The sequence below is a fragment of the Pantoea sp. FN0302 genome, assembly GCF_050113775.1.
In the GTDB taxonomy this organism is placed as follows: Bacteria; Pseudomonadota; Gammaproteobacteria; order Enterobacterales; family Enterobacteriaceae; genus Mixta; species Mixta alhagi.
Genome location: NZ_JBNJSM010000005.1, coordinates 43,896 through 64,706, shown reverse-complemented (window position 1 = coordinate 64,706; position 20,811 = coordinate 43,896). Strand labels below are relative to the sequence as shown.

Genomic DNA, 20,811 nt, shown 5'->3' with positions numbered 1-20,811 from the left:
TGCCGCGAGTTTTACAGAAATCGGATGCTTCTTCGTAGCGAAAACCGGCATACGTTTTACTTTTTGCTCGCAGACGGTCAAAATCATCGCCATTCTTTATATCGCCTGCAAAATGACGAGTCTGGCAAACCGACGAGTATAACCGATCCAAGGATTTTTCATGCTTTTAGCCGCTGCACTGTTAGTTATCGGTTTAGTTTTACTGGTCTATGGAGCCGATCGTTTAGTGTTTAGTGCCGCCATTCTCTGTCGTTCGCTGGGCATTCCTCCACTGATTATCGGTATGACCATTGTGGGCATCGGCACCTCGCTGCCTGAATTGATCGTCTCCTTTACTGCCGCCACGCATGGGCAGATGGATATGGCCGTCGGCACTGCAATGGGTTCCAATATTACCAATATCTTGCTGATTCTTGGCGGCGCGGCGCTACTGCATCCCCTTACGGTCCATTCGAACCTGGTACGGCGTGAACTGCCGTTAATGCTGCTGGTAACCTTGTTGAGCGGCATCATCCTGTGTGACTACCAGTTGAGTCGCGTTGATGGCGTCGCACTGATCGCCTTTGCCCTGCTCTATCTGCTGTTTATTATTCGTATCGCCCGCCAGGCCGAACGGGATAATAGCGATACGTTAACGCGGGAACAGCTGGCTGAACTGCCGCGTGACGATTCAGGCAACACGGTCGCCTTCCTGTGGCTGGCGGTTGCGCTGATTATTCTACCAATGTCGACCCGCATGGTAATCGATAACGCAACGGTGATTGCAGACTACTTCGGCGTAAGCGAGCTGGTGATTGGGCTAACAATTATCTCCGTCGGAACCAGCCTGCCAGAGCTGGCGACCGTGATCGCAGGCGCATTAAAAGGAGAAGATGACATAGCCATTGGCAACCTTATCGGCTCCAACATTTATAATCTGGCTATTGTACTTGGACTTCCGGCTCTGCTTCAGCCCGGAGAGTTTGACAGCGCCGCCTTTGAACGCGATTACTGGGTTATGCTCGGCGTCAGCGCCCTGTTTATGCTTATTTGCCTACAGCGCAGCCGTCGTATTGGTCGTCGCGCCGGGGCGATTTTACTGGCCGGTTTTATAGCCTGGGTAGCCGTACTTTACCTGCAGCCATTTAGTCTCAACGGATAAAGGACTGAACATCAATGACGCACATCATGCCCGAGCCGGGATTCGATTTCCAACAGGCCGGTAAAGAAGTACTTGATATTGAACGCCAGGGGCTGGAACAGCTCGATCAATACATCAACGATGATTTTACCCGCGCCTGCGAAATGATGTTCTATTGCCAGGGAAAAGTCGTGGTAATGGGGATGGGTAAATCGGGGCATATTGGCAAAAAAATGGCAGCCACCTTCGCCAGTACCGGTACACCCGCCTTTTTCGTGCATCCCGCCGAAGCCAGCCATGGCGATTTAGGGATGGTCACCAGCAGCGACATCGTGATCGCCATTTCCAATTCCGGCGAATCAAACGAAATCCAGGCGCTGATCCCGGTGTTAAAACGGCTTAAAGTGCCGCTGATTTGCATCACCAGCCGCCCGGAAAGCAGCATGGCGCGTGCCGCAGATCTTCATCTGTGTGTTAAAGTGCCGCACGAAGCGTGTCCGTTGGGCCTGGCACCGACCTCCAGCACTACGGCGACGCTGGTGATGGGCGATGCGCTGGCGGTTGCCCTGCTAAAGGCGCGCGGCTTTACCGCCCAGGACTTCGCCCTTTCTCACCCTGGCGGCGCGCTGGGCCGCAAACTGTTGCTGCGCGTCAGTGATATTATGCACACCGGCGATGAAATTCCCCACGTTACCCGCGAAGCCTCGCTACGCGATGCGCTGCTGGAAATTACACGCAAAAACCTGGGTATGACGGCAATCGTAGACGATTTAATGCAGATTCAGGGCATTTTCACCGACGGTGATTTACGCCGCGTTTTTGATATGGGCATCGATTTTCAAAATGCGTCTATCGCCAGCGTAATGACGCCGGGCGGCATTCGCGTACGTCCCAATATGTTAGCGGTTGACGCTCTGAACCTGATGCAAAGTAAGCATATCACTGCCGTCATGGTTGCCGACGGCGACCAGCTTATTGGTATTGTTCATATGCATGACATGCTGCGCGCAGGCGTAGTATAAACCGAATGGAAACCAGAATGACGCAAGAAAAAAACGTTGTGGAAACCTGCTACGGCGAGGTAAGCCAGGACGTCATACAACGCGCCAGCGAGATTCGCCTGTTGATCTGCGATGTTGACGGCGTAATGTCCGATGGCCTGATTTATATGGGCAATAGCGGCGAAGAGCTAAAAGCGTTTAACGTTCGTGATGGTTATGGCATTCGCTGCCTGCTGACTTCCGATATCGAGGTGGCGATTATCACCGGCCGACGGGCCAAACTGCTGGAAGATCGTTGCCAGACGCTGGGCATTACACATCTTTACCAGGGGCAGTCTGATAAGCTTTTGGCCTTCAGGGAACTTCTGGATAAACTGTCGTTAGCCCCCAATCAAGTCGCCTACGTCGGCGACGATTTGATTGACTGGCCGGTGATGGCCAAAGTGGGTTTAAGCATCGCCGTAGCTGATGCTCACCCGCTGCTGCTGGGGCGCGCCAACTATGTGACCCGTATTGCCGGTGGGCGCGGCGCGGTACGCGAAGTCTGCGATCTGATTTTGATCGCCCAGGATAAGTTTGATGATGCCAAAGGGCAATCGGTATGAGTAAAACCAGGCGTTGGATAACGCTCTTGTTGGCGTTGATTGCCATTATCTTGATCGGCTGGAATCTTGCCGGTAACGAAGATGAACAGGGTCAGGTGGAAACAAACGATCGGGAACCGACCTATACCAGCGCGAATTCCAGTACCGTGGTATATAACCCAACCGGCAGCCTGAGCTACAAGCTGGTGTCGGATAAGGTGACCTACTTTTCCGCTGATGAGATCAGCTGGTTTGACAGGCCGCTGATGACCACTTATGACGAAAACAAGATCCCTGCCTGGTCAGTACGGGCCGACAAAGCCAAACTGACGAAAGATCGCATGCTTTATCTTTACGGTCACGTTGAGGTCAATAGCCTGGCTAAAGATGCCCAGATTGAGCGCATCAAAACCGATAATGCGCAGGTGAATCTGGTTACGCAGGATGTGATGTCTGATGATCAGGTCACTCTTTATGGCCGCAGCTTTAATTCCACTGGTATGAAGATGCGCGGTAATTTACGGACGAAAACGGCCGAGCTGATTGAAAAGGTCAAAACAAATTATGAAATCAATGCACAACAACAGCCTTAAACTACTGCTTATCAGTACTCTGCTGGCCGCCAGCGTTCCGGCTTTTGCCTTAACCGGCGACTCTGAAAAGCCGGTTAACATCAATTCGGCCAATCAGGCGCTGGACATGCAGGGCAATGTCGCGACCTTTACCGGCAACGTTATCGTTACTCAGGGTTCGATAAAAATTACCGCAGATAAAGTGGTGGTTACGCGTCCCGGCGGCGACAGCAAAAAAACCGTGGTCGACGCCTATGGCAACCCGGCCACTTTTTATCAGCTACAGGACGATGGCAAGCCGGTAAAAGGCCATGCGGCGAAGATGCGCTATGAGCTGGCGAAGGATTTCGTTGAGCTTACCGGCAATGCTTATATTGAGCAGCTGGACAGCAACGTGAAAGGCGATCGCATTACCTATCTGGTTAAAGAGCAGAAGATGCAGGCCTGGAGTGAAGGCGATAACAAACGCGTCACCACGGTACTGGTTCCTTCGCAGTTGCAGGATAAACCCGCCTCCTCATCCACTAGCCAACAGAAGAGCCGCTGATCCCTATGGCAACACTAATCGCTGAAAATCTGGCAAAAGCCTATAAAGGCCGCCGCGTGGTGGAAGATGTCAGCCTGCAGGTTAAATCAGGCGAGATCGTTGGCCTGCTCGGTCCAAACGGGGCCGGCAAAACCACAACGTTTTATATGGTCGTTGGTATTGTGCCGCGTGATGCGGGCCGCATCGTTATTGATGATGAAGATATCAGCATTCTGCCGCTGCACGCTCGCGCCCGACGCGGGATTGGCTATCTGCCGCAGGAAGCCTCTATTTTTCGTCGTCTGAGCGTTTATGACAACCTGATGGCGGTGCTGCAGATACGGGAAGATCTCACCACCGAGCAGCGTGAAGATCGCGCCAAAGAGCTGATGGAAGAGTTCCATATTGCGCATCTGCGCGATAGCCTCGGCCAGGCGCTGTCAGGCGGCGAACGCCGTCGTGTTGAAATTGCCCGAGCGCTGGCGGCAAATCCCAAATTTATTCTACTGGATGAGCCTTTTGCCGGCGTCGATCCCATTTCCGTGATCGATATTAAAAAAATCATCGAGCATCTGCGCGACAGCGGGCTTGGCGTCCTGATCACCGACCACAACGTCCGTGAAACGCTGGCCGTCTGCGAACGCGCTTATATCGTTAGCCAGGGCCATTTAATCGCGCACGGAACGCCCGAAGCGATCCTGGCCGATGAGCAAGTAAAACGTGTCTATTTGGGTGAAGAGTTCAGACTCTGATATGGTGTCAGTTATGACGGTGTTTTATCAGGAATCTTTATTCTGAATATGAAGCAAGGTTTGCAACTCAGACTCAGTCAACAGCTTGCGATGACTCCGCAGCTACAGCAGGCAATCCGTTTGCTGCAGCTTTCTACGCTGGAACTTCAACAGGAGATACAGCTGGCGTTGGAGAGTAATCCGTTGCTTGAGCAGACCGATATCCATGAGGAAGTAGATTCTCTCGAATATGCTGAAAGCGAAGCGCTTGATACGCGTGAGGCGCTTGAGCAAAAGGATATGCCGGAAGAGTTGCCGCTTGATGCCACCTGGGATGAGATCTATACGGCCGGTACGCCCTCAGGCACCGGCAATGACTATCGCGATGATGAACTACCGGTTTATCAGGGCGAAACCACCCAAACCTTGCAGGATTACCTGATGTGGCAGGTAGAGCTAACGCCGTTTAGCGATACCGACCGCGCGATTGCCACCTCGATCGTCGATGCCATTGACGATACCGGCTACCTTACCGTTACGCTGGATGATATCCGCGACAGCCTTGGCGACGAGGATGTAGCGCTGGATGAGGTCGAAGCGGTTCTGAAGCGAGTCCAGCGTTTCGATCCGGTTGGAGTAGGCGCACGTAACCTGCGTGACTGTCTGCTGGTACAGCTTTCGCAGTTTGCGCGCGATACGCCCTTTCTGGCCGAAGCGCAGCTGATTGTGGATCAATACCTCGATCTGCTGGCCAACCATGATTTCCGCAGCCTGATGCGCGTGACCCGTCTGAAAGAGGATGTGCTGAAAACGGCGCTGGCGCTGATTCAGTCACTGGATCCACGACCAGGCCAGTCAGTTAACACCCGTGAACCGGAATATGTCATCCCTGATGTGCTGGTGCGTAAAACAGGCAATCGCTGGACGGTTGAGTTAAACAGCGACAGCGTGCCGCGCCTGCAGATCAACCAGCAATACGCCGCGCTGGGCAATTCGGCGCGTAGCGACAGCGATAGCCAGTTTATTCGCACCAACCTACAGGATGCGAAATGGCTGATTAAAAGCCTGGAAAGCCGCAATGATACGCTGCTCAAAGTCACGCGTTGCATTGTGGAACAACAGCAGGCTTTTTTTGAGCAGGGTGAAGAGTTTATGCGTCCAATGGTGCTGGCGGATATCGCCCAGGCCGTTGATATGCATGAATCGACCATTTCCCGCGTTACCACCCAAAAATATCTGCACAGCCCACGCGGCATTTTTGAACTGAAATACTTTTTCTCCAGCCATGTTAATACCGAAGGCGGGGGCGAAGCCTCATCAACCGCCATTCGCGCGCTGGTGAAAAAGCTAATCTCGGCGGAAAATCCCGCCAAACCGCTGAGCGACAGCAAGCTCACTACCCTGTTGTCTGAGCAAGGCATTATGGTGGCGCGCCGTACCGTCGCGAAGTATCGCGAGTCTTTATCCATCCCGCCATCAAACCAGCGTAAGCAATTGGTTTGATCATCACTGAGAAGGAAGACGCTATGCAACTCAATATTACCGGGCAACACGTTGAAATCACGACCGCTTTACGTGAGTTTGTGAACACCAAATTTGCCAAACTGGCCCAATATTCTGACCGGATAACCCAGGTTCATATTGTGCTAAAGGTAGAAAGAGTGCAGCAGATAGCGGAAGCGACGCTGCACGTCAGCGGCGGCGAACTGCACGCAACGTCTGAAGCCAGTGATATGTATGCGGCGATCGATGGTTTAATCGATAAGCTGGCGCGCCAGCTAACCAAACATAAAGATAAGTTAAAACAACACTAATCACCACGCGGCTTAAGGAAAAACAGGCCGTCAGGTTGCCGGATACGGTAACATGCACAGACCGGGGGCGAGCTTTTTCGCCCCGTTTTTCCATTCACGCCGGCTGGCGAAGTTTTTGCTGCTGTTCTCGTCGCAAGACGCGTAAAGTAGCGTGATGTGCCAGTAAATGTGAACACGCAAGTGAAACTATGATGAACAACGAACTCTCACTGGAACTCAGCTCTGTACTTAGCCTTGACTGTACCCGCAGCGGCGTGCATTGCCAGAGCAAAAAGCGGGCACTGGAAATCATCAGTGAACTGGCTGCCAAACAGCTTAACCTGCCTCATCAGACGGTTTTTGAAGCTATTCTGACGCGCGAACGCATGGGCAGTACCGGTATCGGGAACGGTATTGCGATCCCACACGGCAAGCTGGAGGAGGATACGCTACGCGCGGTCGGCGTTTTTATCCGCCTCGATCAGCCTATCGCTTTTGATGCCATTGATAACCAGCCGGTGGATTTGCTCTTTGCCTTGCTGGTGCCGGCGGATCAATGTAAAACACATCTACATACCCTTTCGCTGGTAGCAAAGCGACTGGCTGACAAAACCGTTTGCCGTCGTCTGCGGGCTGCGCAAAGTGATGAAGAGTTATATGAAATCATCGCCGCGATGCCAGAAGAAAATCACTAAATAGTCAGCTTGCACTTTTGCCCGTACCGGGACAGCCCGGTATTCACGGGTTGAATGGGGAGATAACTTAATGGTGCTGATGATCGTCAGCGGTCGTTCAGGCTCAGGGAAATCTGTCGCGTTACGCGCGCTGGAAGATATGGGTTTTTACTGTGTAGATAACCTGCCGGTAACGTTACTGCCCGAGCTGGCAAGCTCGCTGGCCGCACGCAATATTTCTGCGGCGGTCAGTATTGATGTCCGCAATATGCCGGAATCACCGGACGTGCTGGAAAAAGCCTTAACCGGCCTGCCCAACAGCTTTTCACCTCAGCTGCTGTTTCTGGACGCCGATCGTAACACCCTGATCCGCCGCTATAGTGACACCCGCCGACTACATCCGCTTTCCAGTAAAAACTTATCGCTGGAAAGCGCCATTGATGAAGAGAACGATCTTTTAGAACCGTTGCGCTCACGTGCCGATCTGATTGTTGATACTTCCGAAATGTCCGTGCATGAGCTGGCAGAAATGCTGCGTACCCGCCTGCTGGGCAAACGTGAACGCGAACTGACGATGGTGTTTGAATCGTTCGGCTATAAGCATGGTATTCCTATCGATGCCGACTATGTGTTTGACGTGCGTTTTCTGCCGAACCCTCACTGGGATCCCAAGCTGCGCCCAATGACCGGCCTCGATCGCCCGGTGGCGGCCTTCCTCGATCGCCATACTGAAGTGCATAACTTTATTTATCAGACGCGCAGCTATCTGGAGCTGTGGCTGCCCATGCTGGAAACCAATAATCGCAGCTATTTAACTGTCGCCATTGGTTGTACCGGCGGTAAGCACCGTTCCGTTTATATTGCCGAACAGTTGGCCGATTACTTCCGTTCACGCGGTAAAAATGTTCAGTCCCGTCATCGTACGCTGGAAAAACGTAAATCATGACCGTCAGACAAACCGTTGAAATCAAGAATAAGCTGGGCATGCATGCGCGCCCGGCAATGAAGCTGTTTGAACTGGTGCAGAGTTTTGATGCTGAAGTGCTGTTGCGCAATGAGACAGGCACCGAAGCCGAGGCCAGCAGCGTCATTGCGCTGTTGATGCTCGACTCGGCAAAAGGCGGTCATATAGAAATTGAAGCCAGCGGCCCGCAAGAACAGCAGGCGCTGGCGGCGGTAATCGAGCTGTTTGAAGCCGGCTTCGACGAAGAGTAAGCGTACCTCTACAGATTATGCTGCCGGATAAAGCCCGTGCCGCCCAGCTGGCTCATCTGGCGCATAATCCACGCCTGACGCTGCCGTACATAGCCTGAAGGCGCATCGGCGCGAAAGCGCAGCGGATTGGGCAGGACCGCAGCCAAAAGCGCCGCTTCTGACATAGTCAGTCTGCTGGCGGGCTTATGAAAATAGCGCTGCGCAGCGGCTTCAACGCCAAAGATCCCGTCGCCAAACTCAGCAATATTCAGATAGACCGTCAGAATACGTCTCTTGCTCCATACGCTTTCCAGCCCCAGCGTTAAACCTGCTTCCAGACCTTTACGCAGCCAGCTGCGCCCATCCCACAGAAACAAATTTTTTGCCGTTTGCTGCGTCAATGTAGAGGCGCCACGCAGTCGGCCGTTCTGGTTATCAAGTACCGACTCAATGGCTTCAACATCAAACCCCCAGTGAGCCGGGAATTTTTGATCCTCAGCGGCAATTACCGCCAGCGGCATCCAGGGGGATATCTCATCTCTGGAAACCCAGTCAGAATGTGCCACCCATGTGAAATCCCCTGTTAGCCATGCAGAAACCTGCCGCTCTGCCATCACGGCTGAAAACGGTACCGGCAAAAAGGCAAAAAGCGCAATTCCGGCCAGCCAAAGTCCCCCAACAAGCATGACTGTTCGCGCCAGCCAGCGCCGAGCCATGCTTAAGAAACCCCCTTTATTTTTCCTCATTTTCTCTCTTCCGCTATTGGTTTTATAACTTATTAATCACGGTTGTTACTGACTTCTTTTGCGTGGCGATCAAGCGCAAAAAAGCTGATAAAAAATGGCGCTTCTTGACTGAATTTTCTGAATCACAACTTTAGAATTTGTAAAATTCTTCCTACATCAATGGTTTCCATGCCAGCGGAATCGGTTCCAAAGTTTAGTCTATTTGTTGTTTAACGCGATTTTACCCAAACATACCGCCGAACACCCATAAGAAAAAACATTTAAACTATTTATAAATAGGACGATAACTCAACACTTAAAAGATGGAAATGGCAAAATTAATTGAAGTAATCTTCCCTTTCATCCTCTTGCCGGTAGCTGATTTTCATTTTATAAATGCTTTTTACCGCCGGTTGTATGCGTTTCCACCACCAGTAAACAACCAGGCCGCCTAAAGGGTTAGACGCTTCTTTTATTCAGCCGGTTTTGGCATGAATTATCACTCAGTAAAATTTAGTAATATTAAGAGTTTAATTACAAATCTTATGTTGATCCGGTACGAAGAACTGTTAAAAAATAAGAGCCCAGCCAGAGCTTCTTAAAGCGAAAAGATTTTTGTAATGAAAACCTTTACAAAAGCTTAAACTGACGCCAATATAGGGCCTCAGTTAATTCCTTGCTTGACTGTGTCAGTAAATTAATGTTTTCTGTATATGAACGCTGGCGCACATCACATATTTTAATGAATCATTTAACAGATACGTTGAGATTTGCTAAGGTGTGTCAAAGCGTTAACCAATACCATGCTTGTGCCGCTTGTGAACTCTTCAAAGAAATGGCGTGAGCAACCTTTTCCCTGGTGTTGGCGCAGTATTCGCGCACCCCGGCACAAGCCGGGGTCATTTTTTTCAGCGTCCTGCTTCCTGTTGTTCAATCCATTCCCGCAATACGGCCACATCATGCCGCCATTCTTGTTTGAGTTCGTCGATCCACTCCTGGACGTTATCCCACCATGCTGGCAGCTCCGGACTCTGAATCTGCTTCGCTAGCTGCTGTAGGTGCTGTAAGCCAACCGAGCCCGCAGCGCCTTTGATTTTATGCCCTTCCTCAGCAATTCCCTTTTGATCGCGCGCCATCATGTTAGAATCCAGCACCGCCAGATAGCCAGGCAACAGCTGCTCAAACATATCAAGGCTGCGGGTAATAAGTGACGGGCCGACCAGCTCGGCATATTGCTCCAGCATTGGCAGGTCCAGTAACGCCAGTTTCTTCTCATCCAGTTGAGCGTGCGTCTCGATCGGAGCGATCTCCTGATAGTCCCAAAACTTTTTGATCATTGCCGTTAATGCCGGCACCGCCAGCGGTTTACTGAGTACGTCATCCATGCCCGCATCCAGATACTCTTTTTTATCTTTCAGGACATTGGCCGTCAGCGCGATCAGCGGCGGCAGGCTCTGCCCGCTAAAGCGCTGATGAATGGCGCGCGCCACATCCAAACCCGTCATATCCGGCAGCTGAATATCCAGTAGCACCAGATCAAATTCATCGGGATCAAACATATCCAGCGCCGCCTGTCCGGTCATGGCGACCTCAACGCTATTCCCCAGCTTCTCCAGTACAGAACGCGCAACGACAACATTTAACTCAATATCCTCAACCAGCAGCACGTGTAGCGCAGGCAGCGGCATCTCGTCGGCCAGCATCTCATCCTCTACCTCTTCAGCGATTTGCGGCGCGTTCAGCGTCACCGTAAAGCACGCCCCTTCACCTGGCTGGCTGCGCACGGTGATATCCCCGCCCATGGCCTGCGCTAAACGTCGGGATACCGCAAGGCCGATACCGGTGCCGGTAGCGGGTTTGCCGCCGTGCTGGTCTTTAACCTGATAATACATCGCAAAGATTTTATCCTGCTCATCAAGCGGGATCCCCATCCCGGAATCCTCCACTTCAAAGCGTAGTTTCTCTGCCTCATAGGCAACCCGCACGATAATTTCACCCTGTTGAGTGAACTTCACCGCGTTACCAATCAGGTTCCACAGGATCTGACGCAGGCGCGTGCCGTCGGCGACGATTTTATGAGGCAGCGGCAGCTGAGGTTGCAGGACAAACTTCAATCCTTTCGGTTGGGCCAGCAGGCCGGATAAATTCTCTAAGTCTGCGAGGAAGCCGGTAAAATCGAGCGGCTGATTATCCAGCTGTACCTTACGACGCTCGATCTTATCCATCTCGATCACATCATTAAAAATATTGCCCAGCGTTATCGCAGAAACATGAATGGTTTTGAGATATTTAAGTTGTTCCTGATTCAGCTCGGTATCCAGCAAAATACGGCTGAGGCCAACAATGCCGTTAAGCGGCGTACGCAGCTCGTGGCTGATGGTTGAGATAAAGGTGGTCTTCTCACGGCTGGCGTTCTCCAGCGCGTCCTGATAGCGCTTACGCTCGGTAATATCGCGGCCAAAACCCATCAGGCCGCTGCGTTTGCCTACGCGGTCATAATAAGGCACTTTACGGATCTCAAAGCAGGCTTTGCGTCCGTCAGGATATTGCAGCCACTGCTCATAGGTTAGCGAAACATTATGCCGGAAAACTTTTTCATCCGTTTCCAGCACTTTTGTCGCGGCTTCTCTATCGTAAACCTCTTTTGGCGTCAGGCCGATCAACTGTTTTTCACTTTTTCCTGTTAACAGCTCCATTGCCCGGTTACAGCCGGAAAATTGCTGATCGATATTGCGGTAGAAAACCAGATCCGGTGAGGCATCCAGAAAGGATCGCAGGAAAGAGGATTGTTGCTCCAGTTCGATTTGCGCCTGCTCGCGACGCGCCATCTCCTCTTTTAACTTATCCACTACCAGCAAACGTGCCTCTTCCGCTTTAATACGGTCAGCAATCTCCTGATTGAGCTGGCTAATGGTTTCCTTCATCTGCTGATTAAGCTCCAGATCGCGGTGGCGCATCTCTTCCAGCTTATCTACCAGACGCGAAAGCCGCTGTCGCGACTCCTCCAGTTGCTCAACAACAACCGACAAAAAATAGACGGCCCACGGCGTAATGAGCAGCCCAAAGAACACGGAGCGCACCATATCAATACTTTCAACATGGCCGCGCAGCAGCATGGTAACCGCCATTTGCACTACCATCGCCAGTACCACCAGCGCCGAGGCTAACAGCAGGGAAAAGCGAATCAGCCCCAGCTTTACCATTAAATCGACATAATATTGCGCCAACAGACGAATTTGTTTCATATCAGCTTCCTTTGGGGTCTCTTCTTCCATCATACCCCACTTTAATGTCAGCGGGACGTGACAAGCTCAAACACGTCTTCAACAGAGAAATAGCCGAAGCTGCACTATTAAAGTGCGAATAAACCCGTTTTAGCCAGTAAAGAAGGTTAGCGGGTCAAAAGCATTGACTATTTTATTAACTCGCATACATTGAAGGGCCCTGTTAATAACAGGTTTATTTCCCGACATCTGATGCTTTTCAAGGCAATGCCTGCGCAATGTCTTTGTCCCTCCATTACCTCAACGAATAATCATTCAAATTAAGCAGCGTTTTAGTCACTCTTCGCTTGATTAATTTTCCTTATAACTCTGCCGTGGTTTATACAAAAAAGACGCCATAAGAAAAACAGATGCATCCTGCAGTTCATAGAGATTTAACAGCATATAATGCTGCAATACGCGTCAGCACTAGCATGGTGCAGAGATTTGGCCGCTGCACTATAGTGAGACAGCTCACACTATGCGGGTATGCTTACCGTTATCGCCTGCCACCAAAACCACTTAAAAAATCATATTTAACAATGAGTTAATTCAAAGAACCGTAAAAAAGCATAAGTAAGAACGCTATTTGACCTCTTTGCGCTTTCCCGATAAGTTGGAAATCCGCTGGAAGCTTTTCGGATGAGTGTTCCACTCATCATATTTATGCAGTAATTGAGATTCCCTCTGAAACAAGTCCGCAATACTTGTGACACCGATGCCTGAGGCCATGAATGGGAGCACGCGACCGGTAGCGTATGATGCGCAATCCTGCCGCCAGCCCTTTCTACGCCCGCCGTCGGCGCCGGGAATCCGCAGAGCCTGGGGAGGTTCACTGAAATGTTGTACGATAAATCCCTTGAAAAGGATAACTGTGGTTTCGGCCTGATCGCTCATATTGAAGGCGAACCCAGCCATAAAGTAGTGCGCACCGCGATTCATGCCCTGGCTCGCATGCAGCACCGCGGCGCAATTCTTGCTGATGGCAAAACCGGTGACGGCTGTGGCCTGCTATTACAAAAGCCCGATCGTTTTTTCCGCATCATTGCGGAAGAACAGAACTGGCGCTTAGCCAAAAATTACGCGGTCGGCATGCTGTTCCTGAGCAAGGACGATGAGCAAGCCCGCGCCAGCCGTCGCATTGTCGAAGAAGAAGTGCTGCGCGAAACCTTATCGATCGTTGGCTGGCGCGAAGTGCCAACCAATCAGGACGTGCTGGGCGAAATCGCCCTCTCCTCTCTGCCGCGCATTGAGCAAATTTTTATTAACGCCCCTGCTGGCTGGCGTCCGCGTGATATGGAGCGCCGCCTGTATATGGCGCGTCGTCGTATTGAAAAGCGTATCGAAGCGCTGGGCGATAAAGAGTTCTATATCTGCAGCTTCTCCAACCAGGTCAATATCTATAAAGGTCTCTGTATGCCGGCGGACCTGCCGCGCTTCTACCTTGACCTGGCAGATCTGCGCATGGAATCGGCCATCTGTCTGTTCCATCAGCGCTTTTCCACGAATACCGTGCCGCGCTGGCCGCTGGCGCAGCCGTTCCGCTATATGGCGCATAACGGTGAAATCAATACCATTGCCGGCAACCGGCAATGGGCACGCGCACGCGCCTATAAATTCCAGACGCCGCTGATCCCCGATTTACAGGATGCCTCACCGTTCGTGAATGAAACCGGCTCTGACTCCAGCTCCATGGATAATATGCTGGAACTGTTCCTGAATGGCGGGATGGATCTGATCCGCGCGATGCGTCTGCTGGTGCCGCCTGCCTGGCAAAATAATCCCAATATGGATCCTGAGCTGCGCGCCTTTTTTGACTTTAACTCCATGCATATGGAACCGTGGGATGGCCCGGCCGGCATTGTAATGTCTGATGGTCGCTATGCAGCCTGTAACCTCGACCGTAACGGTCTGCGACCGGCGCGCTATGTGATCACCAAAGATAAGCTGATCACCTGTGCCTCTGAAGTCGGTATTTGGGATTATCAGCCAGATGAGGTGCTGGAAAAAGGCCGCGTTGGGCCAGGCGAACTGATGGTTATCGATACCCGAGCGGGCCGTATTCTGCACTCCGCCGAAACCGATAACGATCTGAAAAGCCGTCATCCTTACCAGTCATGGATGGAGAAAAACGTTAAGCGCCTGATCCCGTTTGAGGATCTGCCTGACGATCAGGTTGGCCGCCGCGAGCTGGATGACACCACGCTTGCCACTTACCAGAAACAGTTCGCCTACAGCAGCGAAGAGCTGGATCAGATTATTCGCGTGCTGGGTGAAAACGGTCAGGAAGCGGTGGGCTCAATGGGCGATGATACCCCGTTCGCCGTGCTTTCCAGCCGTCCCCGCATTATTTATGACTATTTCCGCCAGCAGTTCGCGCAGGTCACTAACCCGCCGATCGATCCGCTGCGTGAAAATCATGTTATGTCGCTGGCGACCAGCATCGGTCGCGAGATGAATGTCTTCTGCGAAGCGGAAGGCCAGGCACATCGCGTCTCGTTTAAGTCGCCGATCCTGCTCTATTCCGACTTCCGTCAGCTAACGACGATGGAAGGCGAATACTATCGCGCCGATACGCTTGACTGCACTTTTAATCCTGCGGAACAAACGCTGGAAGCGACGATGCATCAGCTTTGCGATCGGGCTGAAAGCATGGTGCGTAACGGTACCGTACTGCTGGTGCTCTCCGATCGGGCTATTGCGGAAGATCGTCTGCCGGTCCCGGCGCCGATGGCGGTGGGGGCGATTCAGGCGCGCCTGGTTGAGAAAAACCTGCGCTGCGATGCCAATATCATTGTCGAAACCGCCAGCGCGCGCGATCCGCATCACTTCGCCGTACTGCTGGGATTCGGCGCGACCGCTATCTATCCTTACCTTGCCTATGAATCACTGGCGAAAATGGCCGATAGCGGCGTGATTGAGAAAGATTACCGTACGCTGATGCTGAACTACCGTAACGGTATCAACAAAGGCCTGTACAAGATCATGTCCAAAATGGGCATCTCAACCATCGCCTCTTACCGCTGCTCAAAGCTGTTTGAAGCGGTTGGCCTGCATAAAGAAGTCTCTTCGCTCTGCTTCCAGGGCGTGGTTAGCCGTATCAATGGCGCCAGCTTCGCGGATTTCCAGCAGGATCTGATTAATCTGGCAAAACGCGCCTGGCTTCAGCGCAAGCCGCTGGAACAGGGCGGTCTGCTGAAATATGTGCATGGCGGGGAGTACCATGCGTATAACCCCGACGTAGTGGCAACGCTGCAAAAAGCGGTGCAGAGTGGCGAATATAGCGATTACCAGCTCTATGCCCGCGAGGTAAACGAGCGTCCTGTCGCTACGCTGCGCGATCTGCTGGCGATCCAGCCAGGCACCCAGCCGGTAAGGCTGGATGAGGTTGAGCCTGCCAGTGAACTCTACAAGCGTTTTGATACCGCTGCGATGTCCATTGGCGCGCTGAGCCCGGAAGCCCATGAATCTCTGGCTGAGGCGATGAACAGCCTGGGCGGCTACTCTAACTCCGGCGAAGGCGGTGAAGATCCGGCGCGTTACGGAACCAATAAAGTGTCGCGCATTAAACAGGTTGCTTCCGGCCGCTTTGGCGTTACGCCCGCTTATCTGGTTAACGCAGATGTTATCCAGATCAAAGTGGCGCAGGGCGCGAAACCTGGCGAAGGTGGACAGCTGCCGGGCGATAAGGTGACGCCTTATATCGCTAAGCTGCGTTATTCCGTACCGGGCGTAACTCTGATTTCACCGCCGCCGCATCATGATATCTACTCGATTGAAGATCTGGCGCAGCTGATTTTCGATCTGAAGCAGGTTAACCCGAAGGCGATGATTTCCGTGAAGCTGGTTTCAGAACCGGGCGTGGGAACGATCGCTACCGGCGTGGCAAAAGCCTATGCCGATTTAATCACTATCGCTGGCTATGATGGCGGTACCGGCGCCAGCCCGCTCAGCTCAGTGAAGTATGCTGGCTGCCCATGGGAGCTGGGGCTGGTGGAAACGCAGCAGGCGCTGGTGGCCAACGGCCTGCGTCATAAGATCCGCCTGCAGGTTGATGGCGGTCTGAAAACCGGGCGAGATATCATCAAAGCGGCGATTCTCGGTGCAGAGAGCTTTGGCTTTGGTACCGGCCCCATGGTGGCGCTCGGCTGTAAATATCTGCGTATTTGCCATCTGAATAACTGTGCGACCGGTGTGGCAACCCAGGATGAAAAGCTGCGTAAAAATCATTACCACGGTCTGCCGTATCGCGTAACCAATTACTTCCAGTTTATCGCACAGGAAACGCGGGAAATTATGGCGGAGCTGGGCGTTAAACGGCTGGTGGATCTGATTGGCCGTACTGACCTGTTAACCGTGCTGGAAGGCTTCACAGCGAAACAGCAGAACCTGGATCTCTCTTCATTGCTGGTAACGGCTACGCCGATGCCGGGTAAAGCGGTGTACTGCACTGAAAGCAGTAACCCGCCGTTTGATAATGGCGACCTTAACAAAGCGCTGTTGCAACAGGCGATGCCTTACGTAGAAGCGAAGCAGAGCAAAACGTTCTGGTTTGACATTCGCAACACCGATCGCTCCGTTGGCGCGACGCTCTCCGGTGCTATCGCCGCGATCCATGGCGATCAGGGACTGGCAGCCGATCCGATCAGAGTGCACTACAGCGGGACAGCAGGACAAAGCTTTGGCGTATGGAACGCCGGCGGCGTTGAGCAGATCCTTACCGGCGACGCCAATGACTACGTGGGCAAAGGGATGGCTGGCGGCACACTGGCTATCCGTCCGCCAGTGGGTTCAGCGTTCCGCAGCCACGAAGCCACCATTGCCGGCAACACCTGCCTGTATGGCGCTACCGGTGGCAAATTGTTTGCGGCAGGCCGCGCAGGTGAACGTTTCGCCGTGCGTAACTCAGGTGCGATTACTGTGGTAGAAGGCATCGGCGATAACGGCTGTGAATATATGACCGGCGGCATTGTTTGCATCCTGGGTAAAACCGGCGTCAACTTTGGCGCAGGGATGACCGGTGGTTTTGCTTACGTACTGGATGAAGATGGCGAATTCCGCAAGCGGGTTAACCCGGAGCTGGTAGAAGTGCTGAAGGTGGACGAGCTGGCGATTCATGAAGAGCATCTGCGTGGTTTAATCACCGAGCATGTTCAGTATACCGGATCGGCGCGCGGCGAAGAGATCCTGGCTAACTGGCCGGAGTGGGCTTCCCGGTTTGCGCTGGTCAAACCAAAATCCAGTGATGTCAAAGCCTTGTTAGGGCATCGCAGTCGTTCCGCAGCTGAGCTGCGGGTGCAGGCGCAGTAAGAGGTAATCAATGAGCCAAAACGTTTATCAGTTTATCGACTTGCAGCGCGTTGATCCGCCGAAAAAACCGCTCAAGATCCGTAAAATTGAGTTTGTAGAAATCTACGAACCTTTTTCGGGAAGTCAGGCGAAAGCCCAGGCGGATCGCTGTTTGTCATGCGGTAACCCCTACTGCGAATGGAAATGTCCGGTACACAACTACATCCCGAACTGGCTTAAGCTGGCCAATGAGGGAAGAATTATCGAAGCGGCTGAGCTATCGCACCAGACAAATAGTCTGCCTGAAGTATGCGGGCGCGTTTGCCCGCAGGATCGCCTGTGCGAAGGCTCCTGTACGCTTAACGATGAGTTTGGCGCTGTCACCATTGGCAACATTGAGCGTTATATCAATGATAAAGCGATGGAGATGGGCTGGCGTCCGGATCTGTCGCACGTTAAGCCCACCGGTAAACGCGTGGCGATCATCGGTGCGGGTCCGGCTGGCCTGGCCTGCGCTGATGTCTTAACCCGCAATGGCGTCAAAGCGGTGGTTTACGATCGGCATCCGGAAATCGGCGGCCTGCTCACCTTTGGTATCCCGGCTTTCAAGCTGGAAAAAGAGGTCATGACGCGTCGCCGTACCATGTTTACTGAGATGGGCATTGAGTTTCAGCTGAATACTGAAGTTGGCCGTGATGTTCAGCTAAGCGATCTGATCAGTGATTTTGATGCGGTGTTCCTTGGCGTTGGCACTTATCAGTCAATGCGTGGCGGACTGGAAAATGAAGATGCGCCGGGCGTGTACGATGCCCTGCCGTTCCTGATCGCCAATACGCGTCAAATCATGGGCTTTGATGAGCTGGCTGAGCAACCCTATATCAATATGCAAGGCAAACGCGTGGTGGTATTGGGCGGCGGCGATACGGCGATGGACTGTGTACGCACCTCTATTCGTCAGGGCGCGACGCACGTAACCTGCGCCTATCGTCGTGATGAAGAGAACATGCCGGGCTCACGCCGGGAAGTTAAAAACGCACGTGAAGAAGGCGTGGAATTCCAGTTCAATCTGCAGCCGTTAGGCGTGGAGATAAACGGTAACGGTCGTGTCTGCGGCGTCAGGGTTGCCCGCACTGAAATGGGCCAGCCCGATGCACAAGGTCGTCGTCGTGCTGAAATCGTTGCCGGTTCTGAGCATATTCTGCCCGCCGACGCGGTCGTCGTTGCCTTTGGCTTCCGTCCGCATAAAATGGAATGGCTGGAGCAGTTTAGCGTCGAGCTTGACGCACAGGGCCGAATCATTGCGCCAGAAGCAGAAGAAAATGCTTTCCAGACCACTAACCCGAAAATTTTTGCCGGCGGTGATGCAGTACGCGGCTCTGATTTAGTAGTTACTGCGATTGCTGAAGGGCGTAAAGCTGCTGAAGGGATTATGAACTATCTGGAAGTCTGACCAGACTGCCCAATAAAAAAAGCCCGCCTGATTTTGGCGGGCTTTTTATTTTTATTTAACGACGCGTAATGCAGGACGGCCACCGCGCGGCGGCGGATCGTCATCAGGATTATCGCCTTCGGGTTCGGCATCATCAGGACGGTCGCCGTCAATCACGGACATGACCGTCTCTTCCTGTCCCTGAGACAGCTCATCCATATCCTGCAGCTCATAAGCGGGCTCTGGCTCAAACATGGTGCCAGCACCATTCTCACGCGCATAGATAGCCAGCACTGCCGCGATAGGCACGCTAACCTGACGAGGAACGCCGCCGAAGCGCGCATTAAAGCGCACCTCATCATTACCCAGCTCCAGATTGCCGACGGCACGCGGCGCGATGTTCAATACAATCTGTCCATCGCGTGCATACTCAAGCGGCACCAACACGCCAGGCAGATTGATATCCACCACTAAATGCGGCGTGAGCTGATTGTCCAACAGCCACTCATAAAAAGCGCGCAGCAGGTAAGGACGGCGAGCGGTAAGCTGAGACATTTCCATAGCCGTTAGCCCCGGGCTTGCAGGCGCATTTCGCGTTCTGCTTCGGTCAGCGAAGCGAGGAAAGAGTCACGCTCAAATACGCGTGTCATGTAGCCTTTAAGTTCTTTCGTTCCGCTGCCCACCAGTTCCACGCCAAGCAACGGCAAACGCCATAACAGCGGAGCCAGATAGCAGTCTACCAGGCTGAACTCTTCACTCAGGAAGAAAGGCGTGCGCGTAAACAACGGCGCAATCGCCAGCAGCTCTTCACGCAGCTGCTTACGTGCCGTTTCCGCCTGCTGAGCGGAGCCGGTTTCAATAGTGCGCATCAGGCTGTACCAGTCTTGCTCAATACGATGCATCATCAGACGGCTTTCACCACGTGCAACCGGATAAACAGGCATCAGTGGCGGATGCGGGAAACGCTCGTCGAGGTATTCCATAATGATGCGTGATTGATACAGCGTCAGCTCACGATCGACCAGCGTAGGCACGGTACGATACGGGTTGAGGTCAATCAGATCCTGCGGCAGATTATCCATTTCAACCTGCTCGATCTCAACGCTGACACCTTTTTCTGCCAGTACGATACGCACCTGATGGCTGAAAATGTCAGTCGGACCAGAAAACAGCGTCATTACCGAACGTTTGTTGGCAGCGACAGCCATGAAAACCTCCAAGTTTATCCAGAATACAGTGCGAATAGCCAACCGCGCGGCGACTAACCTGCTTGACGAAACCACCCGCAGCGGAGCGACGCCAATCCTTTCCTGTCAGGACGCTCTCCGTTTAACGGGCGCAAAGTGACAGTCAGTTTACCAGATTTTAGGCAGCTTGTGGGGATGGGCAAAAAGAATTGCCGGTAAAAAGGCGGCATTTACCTCTGTTTTACGGCTTTTTACGCATAAAAAAACCCAGCGCAAGGCGCCGGGTTTTTTGTAACTGTTGCTGCCGAAGCAGAAACAATTAACGTTTGGAGAACTGCGGACGACGACGTGCTTTACGCAGGCCGACTTTCTTACGTTCAACTTCACGAGCATCACGAGTAACGAAGCCAGCTTTACGCAGTTCGCCACGCAGGGACTCGTCGTACTCCATCAGAGCGCGGGTGATACCGTGACGGATCGCACCAGCCTGACCAGAGATACCACCACCTTTAACGGTGATGTAGAGATCGAATTTACCAACCAGATCCAGCAGTTCCAGCGGCTGACGAACTACCATGCGGGCAGTTTCACGACCGAAGTACTGTTCCAGAGAACGCTGGTTGATAACGATGTTACCGCTACCCGGCTTGATAAAGACGCGAGCGGAAGAGCTTTTGCGGCGACCAGTGCCGTAGTTTTGATTCTCAGCCATTGCCTGTAATC

At 52.7% G+C, this 20,811-nt stretch carries 18 protein-coding genes; 13 read left to right on the top strand and 5 right to left on the bottom strand.

All coding sequences use genetic code 11. The annotated features are described in order from the left end of the window. Positions 1-160: 160 nt before the first annotated feature. The 11 genes from ACQE32_RS16685 (at position 161) to npr (ending at position 8,216) form a co-directional block, all read left to right on the top strand. Positions 161-1,141, top strand: coding sequence for a calcium/sodium antiporter (locus ACQE32_RS16685; protein WP_427022115.1), 981 nt, complete (start codon positions 161-163; stop codon positions 1,139-1,141). A 14-nt stretch (positions 1,142-1,155) separates the two neighbouring features. Beyond that, entirely contained in the window at positions 1,156-2,142 is a 987-nt protein-coding gene (gene kdsD, locus ACQE32_RS16680) for an arabinose-5-phosphate isomerase KdsD (protein WP_426974855.1), read from the top strand. A gap of 17 nt (positions 2,143-2,159) precedes the next feature. Further along, on the top strand, positions 2,160-2,726 hold the full coding sequence (gene kdsC / locus ACQE32_RS16675) for a 3-deoxy-manno-octulosonate-8-phosphatase KdsC (RefSeq protein ID WP_085068325.1): 567 nt from the start codon (positions 2,160-2,162) through the stop codon (positions 2,724-2,726). Then, positions 2,723-3,298 (top strand): LPS export ABC transporter periplasmic protein LptC, encoded by a 576-nt coding sequence (gene lptC / locus ACQE32_RS16670; protein ID WP_250651599.1) that lies wholly within the window; start codon positions 2,723-2,725, stop codon positions 3,296-3,298. The genes kdsC and lptC overlap by 4 nt, the downstream gene beginning before the upstream one ends. Further along, on the top strand, positions 3,279-3,824 hold the full coding sequence (lptA, locus tag ACQE32_RS16665; protein ID WP_418304148.1) for a lipopolysaccharide ABC transporter substrate-binding protein LptA: 546 nt from the start codon (positions 3,279-3,281) through the stop codon (positions 3,822-3,824). The genes lptC and lptA overlap by 20 nt, the downstream gene beginning before the upstream one ends. Positions 3,825-3,829: 5 nt before the next feature. Further along, the gene (gene lptB, locus ACQE32_RS16660; RefSeq protein WP_085068332.1) at positions 3,830-4,555 is read left to right on the top strand and encodes an LPS export ABC transporter ATP-binding protein; all 726 of its coding nucleotides are present in this window, start codon (positions 3,830-3,832) and stop codon (positions 4,553-4,555) included. Positions 4,556-4,603: 48 nt separating this feature from the next. Further along, positions 4,604-6,037: an RNA polymerase factor sigma-54 gene (gene rpoN, locus ACQE32_RS16655; protein ID WP_426974856.1), complete on the top strand. Its 1,434-nt coding sequence runs from the start codon at positions 4,604-4,606 to the stop codon at positions 6,035-6,037. Between the two features lie 23 nt (positions 6,038-6,060). Next, entirely contained in the window at positions 6,061-6,348 is a 288-nt protein-coding gene (gene hpf / locus ACQE32_RS16650) for a ribosome hibernation promoting factor (RefSeq protein ID WP_085068335.1), read from the top strand. A gap of 191 nt (positions 6,349-6,539) precedes the next feature. Next, positions 6,540-7,022, top strand: a complete 483-nt coding sequence (ptsN, locus tag ACQE32_RS16645) for a PTS IIA-like nitrogen regulatory protein PtsN (protein ID WP_208615348.1) — start codon at positions 6,540-6,542, stop codon at positions 7,020-7,022. Positions 7,023-7,092: 70 nt separating this feature from the next. Beyond that, positions 7,093-7,947, top strand: a complete 855-nt coding sequence (gene rapZ, locus ACQE32_RS16640) for an RNase adapter RapZ (RefSeq protein ID WP_250651597.1) — start codon at positions 7,093-7,095, stop codon at positions 7,945-7,947. After that, positions 7,944-8,216, top strand: a complete 273-nt coding sequence (gene npr, locus ACQE32_RS16635) for a PTS phosphocarrier protein NPr (RefSeq protein WP_085068341.1) — start codon at positions 7,944-7,946, stop codon at positions 8,214-8,216. The genes rapZ and npr overlap by 4 nt, the downstream gene beginning before the upstream one ends. 8 nt (positions 8,217-8,224) lie before the next feature. On the opposite strand, the gene mtgA is transcribed toward npr, so the two are convergent. Together mtgA and arcB are read right to left on the bottom strand one after the other, a co-directional pair. After that, complete coding sequence (mtgA, locus tag ACQE32_RS16630; protein ID WP_426982149.1) at positions 8,225-8,911, bottom strand: monofunctional biosynthetic peptidoglycan transglycosylase; 687 nt, start codon at positions 8,909-8,911, stop codon at positions 8,225-8,227. Between the two features lie 917 nt (positions 8,912-9,828). After that, positions 9,829-12,165, bottom strand: coding sequence for an aerobic respiration two-component sensor histidine kinase ArcB (arcB, locus tag ACQE32_RS16625; protein ID WP_427022114.1), 2,337 nt, complete (start codon positions 12,163-12,165; stop codon positions 9,829-9,831). Between the two features lie 858 nt (positions 12,166-13,023). Between arcB and gltB the strand changes: the two genes are divergently transcribed. Beyond that, positions 13,024-17,493, top strand: coding sequence for a glutamate synthase large subunit (gene gltB, locus ACQE32_RS16620; protein WP_426974859.1), 4,470 nt, complete (start codon positions 13,024-13,026; stop codon positions 17,491-17,493). A gap of 10 nt (positions 17,494-17,503) precedes the next feature. Further along, positions 17,504-18,922, top strand: coding sequence for a glutamate synthase small subunit (locus tag ACQE32_RS16615; RefSeq protein ID WP_085068349.1), 1,419 nt, complete (start codon positions 17,504-17,506; stop codon positions 18,920-18,922). 51 nt (positions 18,923-18,973) lie between these two features. Here the strand turns inward: ACQE32_RS16615 and sspB are convergent, their stop codons facing one another. From sspB to rpsI, 3 genes are all read right to left on the bottom strand, one after another. Next, positions 18,974-19,462 (bottom strand): ClpXP protease specificity-enhancing factor, encoded by a 489-nt coding sequence (gene sspB, locus ACQE32_RS16610; RefSeq protein ID WP_085068351.1) that lies wholly within the window; start codon positions 19,460-19,462, stop codon positions 18,974-18,976. A 5-nt stretch (positions 19,463-19,467) separates the two neighbouring features. Continuing rightward, positions 19,468-20,109 (bottom strand): stringent starvation protein SspA, encoded by a 642-nt coding sequence (sspA, locus tag ACQE32_RS16605; protein ID WP_249893174.1) that lies wholly within the window; start codon positions 20,107-20,109, stop codon positions 19,468-19,470. A 298-nt stretch (positions 20,110-20,407) separates the two neighbouring features. Beyond that, the gene (gene rpsI / locus ACQE32_RS16600; RefSeq protein ID WP_085068355.1) at positions 20,408-20,800 is read right to left on the bottom strand and encodes a 30S ribosomal protein S9; all 393 of its coding nucleotides are present in this window, start codon (positions 20,798-20,800) and stop codon (positions 20,408-20,410) included. Positions 20,801-20,811 lie beyond the last annotated feature (11 nt).

Excerpts from the sequence above, each read along its gene's own strand:
- ACQE32_RS16685 (WP_427022115.1), top strand. The coding sequence starts at position 161 with ATGCTTTTAGCCGCTGCACTGTTAGTTATCGGTTTAGTTTTACTGGTC.
- kdsD (WP_426974855.1), top strand. The coding sequence starts at position 1,156 with ATGACGCACATCATGCCCGAGCCGGGATTCGATTTCCAACAGGCCGGT.
- kdsC (WP_085068325.1), top strand. The coding sequence starts at position 2,160 with ATGACGCAAGAAAAAAACGTTGTGGAAACCTGCTACGGCGAGGTAAGC.
- lptC (WP_250651599.1), top strand. The coding sequence starts at position 2,723 with ATGAGTAAAACCAGGCGTTGGATAACGCTCTTGTTGGCGTTGATTGCC.
- lptA (WP_418304148.1), top strand. The coding sequence starts at position 3,279 with ATGCACAACAACAGCCTTAAACTACTGCTTATCAGTACTCTGCTGGCC.
- lptB (WP_085068332.1), top strand. The coding sequence starts at position 3,830 with ATGGCAACACTAATCGCTGAAAATCTGGCAAAAGCCTATAAAGGCCGC.
- rpoN (WP_426974856.1), top strand. The coding sequence starts at position 4,604 with ATGAAGCAAGGTTTGCAACTCAGACTCAGTCAACAGCTTGCGATGACT.
- hpf (WP_085068335.1), top strand. The coding sequence starts at position 6,061 with ATGCAACTCAATATTACCGGGCAACACGTTGAAATCACGACCGCTTTA.
- ptsN (WP_208615348.1), top strand. The coding sequence starts at position 6,540 with ATGAACAACGAACTCTCACTGGAACTCAGCTCTGTACTTAGCCTTGAC.
- rapZ (WP_250651597.1), top strand. The coding sequence starts at position 7,093 with ATGGTGCTGATGATCGTCAGCGGTCGTTCAGGCTCAGGGAAATCTGTC.
- npr (WP_085068341.1), top strand. The coding sequence starts at position 7,944 with ATGACCGTCAGACAAACCGTTGAAATCAAGAATAAGCTGGGCATGCAT.
- mtgA (WP_426982149.1), bottom strand. The coding sequence starts at position 8,911 with ATGGCTCGGCGCTGGCTGGCGCGAACAGTCATGCTTGTTGGGGGACTT.
- arcB (WP_427022114.1), bottom strand. The coding sequence starts at position 12,165 with ATGAAACAAATTCGTCTGTTGGCGCAATATTATGTCGATTTAATGGTA.
- gltB (WP_426974859.1), top strand. The coding sequence starts at position 13,024 with ATGTTGTACGATAAATCCCTTGAAAAGGATAACTGTGGTTTCGGCCTG.
- ACQE32_RS16615 (WP_085068349.1), top strand. The coding sequence starts at position 17,504 with ATGAGCCAAAACGTTTATCAGTTTATCGACTTGCAGCGCGTTGATCCG.
- sspB (WP_085068351.1), bottom strand. The coding sequence starts at position 19,462 with ATGGAAATGTCTCAGCTTACCGCTCGCCGTCCTTACCTGCTGCGCGCT.
- sspA (WP_249893174.1), bottom strand. The coding sequence starts at position 20,109 with ATGGCTGTCGCTGCCAACAAACGTTCGGTAATGACGCTGTTTTCTGGT.
- rpsI (WP_085068355.1), bottom strand. The coding sequence starts at position 20,800 with ATGGCTGAGAATCAAAACTACGGCACTGGTCGCCGCAAAAGCTCTTCC.